Genomic DNA, 12,334 nt, shown 5'->3' with positions numbered 1-12,334 from the left:
CCCTCATGGCGACACTGGCTGCCTGTGGCGGCGGTGACGAGGGCGGCGTCCCGACCATCAACCTGTTCGGCGGCGCATCCGCCACGGGATTCCAGGACCTCATCGACGGCTGCAACGAGCAGGCCGAGGGCAAGTGGAAGATCGAGGGCAACCTCGTTCCCAGCGACGCGGATGGTCAGCGCGAGCAGATGGTCCGGCGCCTCGCCGCCGGCGACACCGGCATGGACCTGATCGGCATGGACGTCGTCTGGACCGCCGAGTTCGCCGAGGCCGGCTGGATCCTCCCGCTGACCGACGCGCAGCGCGCCGAGGCGTCCGAGGGCACGCTCGCCGTGCCGCTCGAGACGGCGACGTGGAAGGACAAGCTCTACGCGATTCCGAAGCACACCAACGCCCAGCTGATGTGGTACCGCAAGTCGCTCGTCGACAAGGTGGGCAACGGCGAGCCGCCGAAGACGTGGGACGAGATGTTCGACATGGCCGAGAAGCTCAAGGCCGAGGGCGACCCGTACGAGATCGGCTTCACCGGAGCGCGCTACGAGGGCCTGGTCGTCGGGTTCAACACGATCCTCTCCTCCTTCGGCGGCACGATCGTCAACGAGGACAGCACCGAGACCACGATCGACGACAAGACCGTGCAGGCGCTGGACCTGCTGAACAAGCTCGCGACGTCGGGCCTGGCGAACGCGTCGCTCTCGAACTCGCAGGAGCCCGAGGTCTTCGCCCAGCTCCAGAACGGCGCCTCCGCCTTCAGCCTCAACTGGCCGTACGTCCTCAGTGCCATGCGCGAGGCCAGCCCCAAGATCGCCGAGGACCTCGCGTTCGCGCCGTTCCCGGCCACGGTCGAGGGCCAGCCGTCCAAGGTCACGGTCGGCGGCATGAACTTCGCCATCAGCAAGTTCAGCGAGCACCCGGAGGAGTCGTTCGAGGCGGCCATGTGCCTGCGCTCGCCCGAGAACCAGCTCAAGCACTCGCTGACGGCCGGTGAGCCGCCCGTCATCGAGTCGGTGTTCGAGGAGGCGGAGTTCAAGGAGGCCTACCCGCAGGGCCAGGTGCTCCTGGACTCGCTCGAGGCGGCCAGCTCGCGTCCGATCTCGCCGGTCTACCAGAACATCTCGACGATCATCTCCTCCACACTCTCGCCCCCGTCGAGCATCGACGGTGAGAACACGGCCGAGGAGCTCGACACGGCGATCAACGACGCCATTGTGGGGAAGGGGATCCTGCCATGACCACGACCGCACCGGTCGAGTCCCGCACGGACGACGAGAGCGCCGAGATCGCCCGACAGCGCTACAGCGAGGGCAAGAAGGCCGAGCGCCGGCTGGGCCTGATGCTCGTGGCGCCCGCCGTGTTCCTCATGGTGGCCGTCACGGCGTACCCGATCGGGTACGCCATCTGGCTGTCGCTGTTCCGCGCCGACCTGCGCACCCCTGACGACAACGAGTTCGTCGGTCTGGACAACTACGTCACGGTCCTCACCAGCGACATCTGGTGGAGCGCCTTCGGCTTCACCCTGCTGCTGACCGTGGTGAGCGTCGTCTTCGAGCTGATCCTCGGCATGGGACTGGCCATCGTGATGCACCGGACGATCGTCGGACGCGGACTCATCCGCACCTCGGCGCTGGTCCCGTACGCGATCGTCACGGTCGTCGCGGCGTTCAGCTGGCGGTTCGCCTGGAGCCAGGACATCGGCTGGCTGGCCGGGGACAACGCACCCCTGACCGGCCACTGGTCCTCGTTCTGGATCATCGTGCTGGCCGAGGTCTGGAAGACCATCCCCTTCATGGCCCTGCTGCTGATGGCCGGCCTGGCGCTCGTGCCCGAGGACCTGCTCAAGGCGGCCTCGATCGACGGCGCCTCCCCGTGGCAGCGCTTCTGGAAGGTGACGGTGCCGCTCATCAAGCCGTCGATCCTGGTCGCGGTGCTGTTCCGCACGCTGGACGCCTTCCGCGTCTTCGACAACATCTACGTGCTGACCAGCGGCGCGAACGACACCTCCAGCGTGTCGATCGTGGCGTACAACAACCTCATCCGAGGGCTCAACCTGGGCATCGGCTCCACGATGTCGGTGCTGATCTTCATCACGATCGCGATCATCGCGTTCATCTTCGTGAAGCTGTTCGGCGCCGCGGCGCCGGGCTCCGATGAAGGGAGGCGGTGACCATGAGCGAGCGCCAGCGAGCGAACGTCCAAGCACCGAATGACGGCGCCGCCGTACTGTGCCTTTCCACGGAGGTGGCGTCATGAGTACCGCGGTCGAGACACCGAAGCGCAAGGCAATCTGGTGGGGCGTCAACGCGATCGTCCTCATCTACGCGTTCATCCCGGTCCTGTGGATCATCTCGCTGTCGGTCAAGCCCGACGCGATCCTCAACGACGGCAGCTTCTTCCCGAGCCAGTACACCGGGGAGCACTACGAGGCGATCTTCCAGAACGACAGCTTCACCCGAGCCCTGATCAACTCGATCGGCATCTGCCTCATCTCGACGTTCATCGCGATCGTCGTGGGCACGATGGCGGCCTACGCCGTGGCTCGCCTGGACTTCCCGGGCAAGAAGTTCGTCGTGGGCGCGTCGCTGATGATCGCGATGTTCCCCCAGATCGCGCTGGTCACGCCGCTGTTCAAGATCCTGACGGGCATCGGGCTGTTCGACACCTGGCTCGGCCTGATCATCCCCTACATCACGTTCGCCCTGCCGCTGGCGATCTACACCCTGAGCGCCTTCTTCCGCGAGATCCCCTGGGAGCTGGAGAAGGCGGCCAAGATGGACGGCGCCACGCCCTACCAGGCGTTCCGCAAGGTGATCGCACCGCTGGCGATGCCCGGCGTCTTCACCACGGCCATCCTGGTCTTCATCTCCTGCTGGAACGACTTCCTGTTCGCCATCTCGCTGACCTCCAGTGAGCGCTCGCGCACCGTGCCGGCGGCCCTGAGCTACTTCACCGGCGCCACGACGTTCGAGAAGCCCACCCAGGCGATCGCCGCAGCTGCGGTGGTCATCACCATCCCGATCGTCATCTTCGTCCTCTTCTTCCAGCGCCGGATCGTTGCCGGCCTCACCAGCGGCGCCGTCAAGGGCTGAAAGGAATCATCATGGCTGAAATCGTCCTGGACCACGTGGTCAAGCGGTACCCCGACGGAGCCCTCGCGGTGGAGGACTTCAACCTCGAGATCGCCGACGGCGAGTTCATCATCCTGGTGGGCCCGTCCGGCTGCGGTAAGTCCACCACCCTGAACATGATCGCGGGGCTGGAGGACATCACCACCGGCGACCTCAAGATCGACGGCACGGTCGTCAACGACAAGGCGCCGAAGGACCGCGACATCGCGATGGTGTTCCAGTCCTACGCGCTGTACCCGCACATGACCGTCTACGAGAACATGGCGTTCCCGCTGACCCTCGCCGGCGTGGACAAGTCCACGATCAAGGAGAAGGTCGCCGAGGCCGCGAAGATGCTCGAGCTGGAGCAGCACCTGGACCGCAAGCCGTCCAACCTGTCGGGCGGCCAGCGCCAACGCGTCGCCATGGGCCGCGCCATCGTGCGGAGCCCGAAGGCCTTCCTCATGGACGAGCCGCTGTCGAACCTCGACGCCAAGCTGCGCGTGCAGATGCGCACCCAGGTCGCGCGGATCCAGAAGACCCTGGGCACCACCACGGTCTACGTCACGCACGACCAGACCGAGGCCATGACGCTGGGTGACCGGGTCGTGGTCATGCGCGCCGGCAAGATCCAGCAGGTGGGCTCGCCGACCGACCTCTACGACAACCCGAACAACCTGTTCGTCGCGGGCTTCATCGGCAGCCCGTCGATGAACTTCCTGCCGGCCACGATCGAGGGCGAGTCGCTGTCGACCTCCATCGGCGACCTGCCGGTCCCCGACGCCTACCGCGAGGCTCTGCGGTCGGGCAGCGCGAGCCGTGACGTCATCGTGGGCATCCGGCCCGAGCACTTCGAGGACGCCTCGCTGGTGTCCTCCGACGTGCCCGGCGCGCGGGTGGAGGTGAACGTCGACCTCGTGGAGCAGATGGGATCGGACGTCTACGCCTACTTCACGGTGCAGGGCGGGGCGGCGAACGCCGACCTCGACGACCTGGCCAAGGACACCGGCCAGGACATGGCGGGCGACGGCACGCAGGTCAACGCCCGGCTCAGCGCCGAGTCGAAGGTCGCGGGCGGCCAGAGCGCCGAGCTGTACGTCGACTCCAGCAAGATCCAGGTGTTCGATGCCCAGTCCGGCGAGAACATCGCCCACTGAGACCCGGGGCGGGCGCGGCGCAGGTCAGCGAGACTTGCGCCGCCGCCGCTTGCCCGCGGCGACCTGCTTCATGATCTCGCGGTCCCACGCGTGCTCGCGGATCAGCCGGTATCGCTCCCCCGAGACGCGCATGTAGGCGTCGCCCTCGGTCTCGTCCTCGCCCTTGAGGCCGGCCTCGTCGACCAGCTCGAGCACCGGCAGGAACTCCTCGTCCATCCAGCGCTGCGCCATGGTCTTCTTGTCCATCAGCTGGGCCTCGGCCTGCATCGTGCGAGCGGCCCACGCCTCGACCATCTCGGCCAGCACGCCGTAGCCGTGCGGCTTGGTCACGCGGACCTTGTCGCGCACTCCCGGGGGCAGCGGGACGCGCTGCAGGAAGACCTTGCGCCAGTGCTTCAGCTCGAGGTCCTCACGACGGCCGATGTCGCGCGGCTCCAGCAGGGTCTGCACCTCGGTGACCTCGGCCTCGATGAGACGCAGCCGCAGGGCGCGAGCCACCGACACGCGGTGGTGGCCGTCGCGCACGAAGTAGTAGTCGCCCAGCTTGTAGACGTCGATCGGCGGGATCTCCTCGCCGATCCGGCTGGCGCGCGCGATCCGCTCCCAGCGCGCCCGGCTCTTGTCCGAGGTGGGCCGGAACCGCCGGTCGAAGTCGCGCACCTTGTCGACCGAGCCGATGATCGCGTCGAGCGGGATCAGGTGCAGCCCGATCTTGCGCTCGCCGCGGCGGCCGAGCGCGTCGACCACCTCGTCGAAGGAGAGCGCACGGGTGCCCTCGCCGCCCTCGCCGCGCAGGCGAGCGGCCAGGGCGGAGAGCGTCTGCAGGCGCCGAGCCCGCATGAAGTCGCTCTCGGCGTCGATCCGGTGAGAGCCGGACTCAGCCATGACCGCCCACCGGGTCGAGCGCCGACTCGATCTCGAGCAGCTTGTAGGGCACGACGTTGCGGATCGTGGTGCCGCCCACGACCCGGTCGGGCTGGGGCTGGCCGAACGGGTGGATGTGACCGTGCAGGTGCCACGTGGGCCGCAGGGTCTCGATCACCTCGTGGAGCGCCTCGAAGCCGTGGTGGGGCGGGTCGTCGCCGTCACCGAGGCCGCGCGGCGGCGAGTGGGTGAGCAGCACGTCGACCCCTCCCCCACGTTTGGCGGCGATCTTCATGAGGCGCTTGGCGCGCTTGGCGAACTCGTCCTGGGTGTACTGGTTCGGGCCGTCGTTGTAGCGGATGCTGCCGCCGAGGCCCGCGATGCGCAGTCCGGCCACGTCGACCACCGACTCGTCGGCGTTCACGCCGCCGAGGGGGCGCGGATCCTCCTGGGGCAGACCGTTGCTGGTCAGCCAGCCGCGGAAGCCCGAGAGAGGCGCCTCCACCGCGGGGTCGTGGTTGCCCGGGACGAAGACCACCGGCACGTCGAGCATCGAGGACAGGAACTCCAGGTAGTCCCACGGCAGGTCGCCCGCGCCGAGCACGACGTCCGGGCGCAGCCGACGGACGCCGGCGTCGTGGATCACCGGCGAGATCTCGTCAGCGACCACGAGCACGCGCACCATGCCTCAACCGTACCGGGGAACATGGTGAGCCACGTCACATCGCGGGACTCTTCCTACTCCTCCGCGGCGGCCCAGCGGGCCTTGTCGGCCGCGATCTTGCGGCCGAGGAAGAACGCACCCAGCCACAGGGCGGCGAACATCAGCCCGATGAAGAACATGATCGGCACCAGGAACCCCGTGAGGATCGTGGCCACCTGGATCCCGTGGCCGACCCAGTAGGCCCACGGGTGCCGCAGCAGACCTGCCACGACGACGCACAGCACGGCCAGCCCGCCGCCGATCAGCGACGCCAGCGGCGCCGAGACGTCCTCGACCGCGATCATCACCGGGATGGACAGGCCCAGGATGATCGCCTGGAGCGACAGCATCGCCGCGCACATGTGCCTCACTGCGACTCACCGCCACGCAGCAGCGTCCGGGCCTCGCCCACGGTGACGACCGAGCCCGTGACGATCACGCCGCCGGAGCCGATCGAGTCGCCGAAGTCCTCGCCGGACGCGTCGGCGAGCCCGATGGCCCGCTCGAGCGCGTCGTCGAGCCGGGGCACGACGGTGATCCGCTCGGGGCCGAAGACCCCGCTCGCGACCTCGGCGAGGTCGGCGGCGGCGAGCGACCGCTCGGTGCTGTTCTGCGTGCAGACGAGGTGGGCCACGACGGGCTCGAGCTCGCGCAGGATCTCCTCGGCGTCCTTGTCGGCCATGACGCCGACGACGCCGATGAGCGGGCTGAACGCGAACTCCTCGCTGATCGACTCGACCATCGCCCGCACCCCGTGCGGGTTGTGCGCGGCGTCCAGCACGACGGTGGGACTGCGGCGCACGACCTCGAGCCGTCCCGGGGAGGTGACGGCGCCGAAGCCCGCCCGGATCAGGTCGGGATCGAGCTCGGCGTCACCGGTGAAGACCTCGACGGCGGCCACCGCCAGAGCGGCGTTGCGGGCCTGGAACGCGCCGTGCAGCGGCAGCAGGATGTCCTCGTACCGGCCCTTGACGCCCTGGATCGTGAGCACCTGGCCACCGACCGCGGCCGTGCGGGACTCGACGCCGAAGTCGGCACCCTCGAGCACGAGCATCGAGCCGACCTCGTTCGCGCGGCCCATGATGACCTCGAGGACCTCCTCGGGCTGCGAGGCGAGCACGGTGCGCGAGCCGGGCTTGATGATCCCCGCCTTCTCCACCGCGATGTCGGCGGGCGTGTCGCCCAGGAAGGACGCGTGGTCGACGTCGATCGGCGTGATCACGGCGACCGAGGCGTCGGCGACGCTGGTGGCGTCCCACGCGCCGCCCATGCCGACTTCAACGACGGCGACGTCGACGGGGGCGTCGGCGAACGCCGCGTAGCCCATCGCCACGAGCATCTCGAAGAAGCTCAAGGGGTGCGGCTGGCCCTGGTCGACGAGGTCGGCGTAGATCGCCACGTCGGCGTACGCGTCGACGAAGAGCTCGTCCGAGAGCGGCTCGCCGTCGACGCAGATCCGCTCGTTCATGCGCTGCAGGTGCGGGCTCGTGAAGCGACCCGTGCGCAGGTCGAGGGCGCGCAGCAGGGCGTCGATCATGCGGCTCGTCGAGGTCTTGCCGTTGGTCCCGGTCAGCTGGATCACCGGCTGGGCGCGCTGCGGGTCACCCATCAGCTCGCAGATGGCGCGGATCCGGTCGAGCGACGGCTCGAGCCGCGTCTCGGGCCAGCGGGACAGCAGGGCGAGCTCGACATCGGGGTAGGTGGGCCTCATCGTCCCCAGTATCCCAGCCCGGGCATCGCGCGGCGTCACAGGCGTTTGTCGCGTCACGCCTGGGGCTGGAGCGCCCGCTGTGGCGGGTGGGCGGAACCGATTCGAGAATCGGGGTCTTCACCCATGGTCAGGGGCCACAGCACGGTCACAGACTGAACGCATGAACCGTCAGATCGCGGGCTGGATCACTCATCGCTGGGTCAAGTGGGTCGTGCTGGTCGTCATGCTCGTCATCCTCGGCGGCCTCGGCTCGTTCGGCGCCAAGCTCACGAGCGTGCAGGACAACGACATCGCCTCGTGGCTGCCCGACGAGGCCGAGTCGACGCAGGTGATCCAGCAAGCGGGCTCGTTCTACGACGAGAACATGGCGCCCGCGATCGTGCTGCTGACGTCGGAGGAGCCGCTGACGCCGGCCGACCTGGCCGCCGCCCAGGAGGCCGCCACCGCGATCGGCGCCCTCGAGGACGTGCCGGTCGGCGAGGTCGCGGGGCCGATCCCCAGCGAGGACGGCGTGGCCGCGCAGCTCATCGTGCCCATCACCCTCGACGAGGAGGGCTGGGAGGAACTGCCCGACTGGATCGACGACGTGACCGAGGCCGCCGAGGACGCGGTCGAGGGCACCGACCTGCGCGTCGACGTGGGCGGTCCGGCCGCGCTCGGCGCCGACCAGGCCGAGGCGTTCGCCGGCATCGACGGCATCCTGCTCGCGGCCGCCGTGGGCGTCGTCGTCGTGATGCTGCTGCTGACCTACCGCAGCCCGATCCTGTGGCTGATCCCGCTGTTCTGCGGCCTGATGAGCGTCTTCGCCTCCCAGGGCCTGGTCTACCTGCTGGCCAAGTACGGCGGGCTGACGGTGAACGGCCAGAGCGCCGGCATCCTCAGCGTCCTCGTGCTCGGCGCGGGCATCGACTACGCGCTGCTGATCGTGGCGCGGTACCGCGAGGAGCTGCGTCGCTACGAGGACCGCCACGAGGCGATGGCGCACGCCCTTCACCGGGCCGCGCCCGCCGTGCTCGCCAGCGGCAGCACCGTGATCATCGGCCTGCTGTGCCTGCTCTTCGCGCAGATGAACTCCACCGCGGGCCTCGGCCCGGTGGGCGCCGCCGGCATCGCGGTGGCCCTGCTCGCGATGCTGGTGCTGCTGCCCGCCCTGTTGGTGATCTTCGGCCGCTGGGTGTTCTGGCCGTTCGTCCCCCACTTCGGTGACCCCGAGCGCACCGACACCGGTTTCTGGGCGAAGGTCGGCACGCGGATCGCCCGGGCGCCCCGCGCGGTCTGGGTCGTCACCAGCCTGATCCTCGTGGCCCTGTCGTTCGGCATCGTGAAGCTCGACGCCACGGGCCTGAGCAACGCCGAGGCGTTCACCACCACCCAGCCCTCGGTGGTCGCCGAGGAGCGCATCGCCGAGCACTTCCCGGCAGGTGCGGGCGATCCGCTCCAGATCATCACGAACGCCGACCAGGCCGCGGAGGTCCGCGAGGTCGTGGCCGGGGTGGAGAACGTCGATCCCGCCACGGTCACCGAGCCGCAGGTCCAGGACGACATCGCGTACTTCGAGGCGACCCTGAGCGTCCCGAGCGACTCCGACGAGGCCAAGACCGCCGTGGAGGACACGCGCACGGCGCTCGACGACGTGGAGGGTGCTGACGCGCTCGTCGGCGGCAACACCGCCCTCAACCTCGACGTCCAGGAGGCGTCGTCGGCCGACAACCGGCTGATCATCCCGATCATCCTGCTCGTCGTGCTGCTGGTCCTCATGCTCCTGCTGAGGTCCATCGCCGCGCCGTTGATCCTGCTGCTGACGGTCGTGCTGTCGTTCGCGGCGGCCATGGGCATCAGCGCACTGGTGTTCCACTACGTGTTCGACTTCGCCGGCGCCGACTCCTCGTTCCCGCTCTTCGCGTTCGTGTTCCTCGTGGCGCTGGGCATCGACTACAACATCTTCCTGATGACCCGCGTCCGCGAGGAGGCGCTGCTGCACGGCACGCGCCGAGGCGCCTTGATCGGGCTGGCGGCCACCGGCGGCGTGATCACCTCGGCGGGCTTCGTGCTGGCCGGCACGTTCGCCGCCCTGGCGACGCTGCCGATCGTGTTCCTGGCCGAGCTCGGCTTCGCGGTCGCGATCGGCGTCCTGCTTGACACGATCATCGTCCGGTCGGTGCTGGTCACGGCGCTGAACCTCGACATCGGCAAGTCGATCTGGTGGCCCAGCCGGCTCGGCCGCACCGACGGCTCCGCACCGCCGGAGCCTCAGGTCGAGGAGAAGTCGCCCGCGAGCATCGCGTAGACGCCGGTGTCGGCCCAGGCGCCCTTGAACCACATGTCCTGACGGAAGAACGCCTCCTCGCGCATGCCCAGGCGGCGACACAGGGCCACTGAGGCGTCGTTGCGTGGGTCGAGCTCGGCGACGACCCGGTGCAGGCGCATGTCCTCGAACGCGAGTCGGAGCAGCGCTCGGGCGCCCTCCTCGGCGAAGCCCTGCCCCTGGAAGTCCGGGTGGAGGCCCCATCCGATCTCGGCGGTGAGGTGGTCGACGCTGCGCAGGCTCAGGTAGAGGTGCCCGATCATGCGCCCGTCGGTGCGGCGCTCGACGGGGATCTCCAGGTAGTCGCCCTCGCGCTCCAGCGCGGTGTGCGACGACCACTCCGCCACCTTGTCCGCCATCTCCTCGCGGGTGCGCGGCTCGAACAGCATGAAGCGCGCGACGTCCTCGCGGCCCTGGTACGCGTGGAAGGCGTCGACGTCGTCCAGGGTGATCGGCCGCAGCCGCAGCCGCTCGGTCTCGATCGGCTCGGTGAAGCGGAAGGGCCGGAGGTGCGAGCGGACTTCGGGCACCTCGAGCATGCGCCGGGCCAGCGGGGCCAGGCGGTCGCCGAGGGCCCGGGCCTCCTCGCGCGTGAACCAGCGGGCCTCCGCGATCTCTGCCGCCGCCGTGACCTCGCCGTCGAGGCGCAGCGCGAACACGTCGGCCACGAGGTGGTGTCCGGGCTCGTTGGCGGCGTCGGCCTCGAACCGGCCCCACGCCGTGAGGTCGTCCGGGGCGACCTCGACGAGCAGCTCCTCGGCCAGCTCGCGCACGAGCGCCGGCACCGCACCCTCGCCCGGCTCGGGCTTGCCGCCGGGCTGCATGAACACCTCCGAGCCGCGCTTGCGGACCATGAGGATTCGGTCCTGCGCGTCGGTGGTGAACGCCGCGACCACGTGGATCGTCGGCCTCTCGTCCTCGCTCATCTGATCGCCTCCGGTCCCCATCCTGCTCGACCGCCGGCCGGAGCCGACCACCCGACCGGCCCGGGGGGCGCCTGCTCCACGTTGGCTAGGTTGACACTCGGGCGGCGGCAGCGCTGCCCGCGACCCGGACCGAGGGAAGGATCGACCGATGGACGACGCGAACCTCTCCGGGTGGGGACCCGCGCTGCTGTCGACGGATCCCGAGGTCATGGCGAGCTATTCGCGGGACCAGTCGCGGTTCACCGAGCACGCGATGCCGGTGGCCGTCCTCGCGCCCAGGAGCACCGAGGAGGTCGCCGAGGTCCTGCGCGAGGCGGCTCGGCGCGGGCTGGCGGTGGTGACTCGCGGCGCCGGCACGGGCCTCAGTGGCGGGGCCAACGCCCAGCGCGGTTCCATCCTGCTCTCGACCCACCGGCTCGACTCCATCGTCTCCATCGACCCCGACGAGCAGGTCGCGGTGGTCCAGCCGGGCGTCATCACCGGCCACCTGCGTGCGGCGGTGCTGGAGCACGGCCTCTTCTACCCGCCGGATCCCGGCAGCGTCGACAGCTGCACCATCGGCGGGAACGGCGCCACGAACGCCCGCGGCCTGTGCTGCGGCCAGTACGGCGGCACCCCCGACTTCGTCCGTGGGCTGGAGGGGGGGCTGGCCGACGGCTCAGTGATGCGGACCGGGCGGCGGACCGCGAAGGGCGTCGCCGGCTACGACCTCACCTCGCTGCTGGTGGGCTCCGAGGGCACGCTCGGCGTCATCACCGAGATCACGGTGCGGCTGGTCCCGCGGCCCGCGCCGCCCACGACCATGCTGGCCACCTTCGGCACGCTCGCCGCGGCCGGCACGGCGGTCCAGCAGCTGACGCGGGCGGGCACGCGGCTGTCGCTGCTGGAGATCATGGACCGGACCACCCTGAGCGCCATCGAGTCGATGAGCCCGCTCGGCTTCGACACCGGCACCGCCGCCATCCTGCTCGCCCAGAGCGACGATCCCGACAGTGCCTCGCAGGTGACCCTCGCGGCCGACCTCTGCCGGGCCTCAGGGGCCGAGGACGTGGCCGTCAGCGACGACGGCCGCGAGGGCGACCTGCTCCTGCAGGCACGACGGCTCGCGCTGCCGGCCCTGGAGCGGCTCGGCGACTGGCTGCTGGACGACGTCTGCGTGCCCCGGTCCCGCATCGTCGACCTCATCACCTCCGTGGAGGACATCGCCGCGCGTGAGGGCCTGGTGATCGGCGTCTTCGGCCATGCCGGGGACGGCAACATGCATCCCACGATCATCTACGACGAGGGCCGGCCCGACCGTCGCGTCGCCGCGCTGCGTGCCTTCGACCAGATCACCGCTCGCGCACTCGAGCTGGGCGGGACGATCACCGGCGAGCACGGGGTCGGAGCCCTCAAGCGGGGGTGGCTCGGCACCGAGCTCGATGCCTCCGCGGTACGCGCCCACCGCCTCGTCAAGCAGGCGTTCGATCCCCGCGACGTCCTCAACCCCGGAATCGCGATCCCCGGTCCGTAGAGCCCGAGCGACGGGCCGTGCTCCCGCGGCGGATGTCACCGGCGAAGCCAC

At 69.9% G+C, this 12,334-nt stretch carries 11 protein-coding genes; 6 read left to right on the top strand and 5 right to left on the bottom strand.

Annotation, left to right across the window (positions count from 1 at the left end; all coding sequences use genetic code 11):
* Positions 1-5: 5 nt before the first annotated feature.
* The 4 genes from H1W00_RS07055 (at position 6) to H1W00_RS07040 (ending at position 4,261) form a co-directional block, all read left to right on the top strand.
* Positions 6-1,232 carry an ABC transporter substrate-binding protein gene (locus H1W00_RS07055; protein ID WP_181754932.1) on the top strand — a complete coding sequence of 409 codons (1,227 nt, stop codon included), beginning with the start codon at positions 6-8 and terminating at the stop codon, positions 1,230-1,232.
* Complete coding sequence (locus H1W00_RS07050) at positions 1,229-2,164, top strand: carbohydrate ABC transporter permease (protein ID WP_181754930.1); 936 nt, start codon at positions 1,229-1,231, stop codon at positions 2,162-2,164. The genes H1W00_RS07055 and H1W00_RS07050 overlap by 4 nt, the downstream gene beginning before the upstream one ends.
* Before the next feature lie 82 nt (positions 2,165-2,246).
* On the top strand, positions 2,247-3,086 hold the full coding sequence (locus tag H1W00_RS07045; RefSeq protein WP_078701265.1) for a carbohydrate ABC transporter permease: 840 nt from the start codon (positions 2,247-2,249) through the stop codon (positions 3,084-3,086).
* An 11-nt stretch (positions 3,087-3,097) separates the two neighbouring features.
* On the top strand, positions 3,098-4,261 hold the full coding sequence (locus H1W00_RS07040) for an ABC transporter ATP-binding protein (protein ID WP_181754928.1): 1,164 nt from the start codon (positions 3,098-3,100) through the stop codon (positions 4,259-4,261).
* Between the two features lie 24 nt (positions 4,262-4,285).
* Here H1W00_RS07040 and H1W00_RS07035 read toward each other — a convergent pair whose 3' ends face one another.
* From H1W00_RS07035 to H1W00_RS07020, 4 genes are read right to left on the bottom strand one after another with little or no spacing between them, the layout of a single operon-like run.
* Positions 4,286-5,146: a ParB N-terminal domain-containing protein gene (locus H1W00_RS07035; RefSeq protein WP_181754925.1), complete on the bottom strand. Its 861-nt coding sequence runs from the start codon at positions 5,144-5,146 to the stop codon at positions 4,286-4,288.
* Complete coding sequence (locus H1W00_RS07030) at positions 5,139-5,810, bottom strand: metallophosphoesterase family protein (protein WP_181754923.1); 672 nt, start codon at positions 5,808-5,810, stop codon at positions 5,139-5,141. Before H1W00_RS07030 ends, H1W00_RS07035 begins: the two co-directional genes overlap by 8 nt.
* Before the next feature lie 53 nt (positions 5,811-5,863).
* Positions 5,864-6,190 (bottom strand): DUF4233 domain-containing protein, encoded by a 327-nt coding sequence (locus H1W00_RS07025; protein WP_181756198.1) that lies wholly within the window; start codon positions 6,188-6,190, stop codon positions 5,864-5,866.
* Between the two features lie 5 nt (positions 6,191-6,195).
* Positions 6,196-7,539: a bifunctional folylpolyglutamate synthase/dihydrofolate synthase gene (locus H1W00_RS07020; protein WP_181754921.1), complete on the bottom strand. Its 1,344-nt coding sequence runs from the start codon at positions 7,537-7,539 to the stop codon at positions 6,196-6,198.
* A 160-nt stretch (positions 7,540-7,699) separates the two neighbouring features.
* On the opposite strand from H1W00_RS07020, the gene H1W00_RS07015 reads away from it, so the two are divergent.
* Positions 7,700-9,826 (top strand): MMPL family transporter, encoded by a 2,127-nt coding sequence (locus H1W00_RS07015; RefSeq protein WP_181754919.1) that lies wholly within the window; start codon positions 7,700-7,702, stop codon positions 9,824-9,826.
* On the opposite strand, the gene H1W00_RS07010 is transcribed toward H1W00_RS07015, so the two are convergent.
* Positions 9,790-10,770: a GNAT family N-acetyltransferase gene (locus H1W00_RS07010; protein ID WP_181754918.1), complete on the bottom strand. Its 981-nt coding sequence runs from the start codon at positions 10,768-10,770 to the stop codon at positions 9,790-9,792. The two genes, H1W00_RS07015 and H1W00_RS07010, sit on opposite strands and share 37 nt — an antisense overlap.
* Before the next feature lie 148 nt (positions 10,771-10,918).
* On the opposite strand from H1W00_RS07010, the gene H1W00_RS07005 reads away from it, so the two are divergent.
* Positions 10,919-12,283 (top strand): FAD-binding oxidoreductase, encoded by a 1,365-nt coding sequence (locus H1W00_RS07005; protein ID WP_181754916.1) that lies wholly within the window; start codon positions 10,919-10,921, stop codon positions 12,281-12,283.
* Positions 12,284-12,334 lie beyond the last annotated feature (51 nt).

The organism is Aeromicrobium phoceense, from assembly GCF_013868155.1.
In the GTDB taxonomy this organism is placed as follows: Bacteria; Actinomycetota; Actinomycetes; order Propionibacteriales; family Nocardioidaceae; genus Aeromicrobium; species Aeromicrobium phoceense.
The sequence above is the reverse complement of the archived record's forward strand: the minus strand, read 5'-3'. Positions and strand labels throughout refer to the sequence as shown.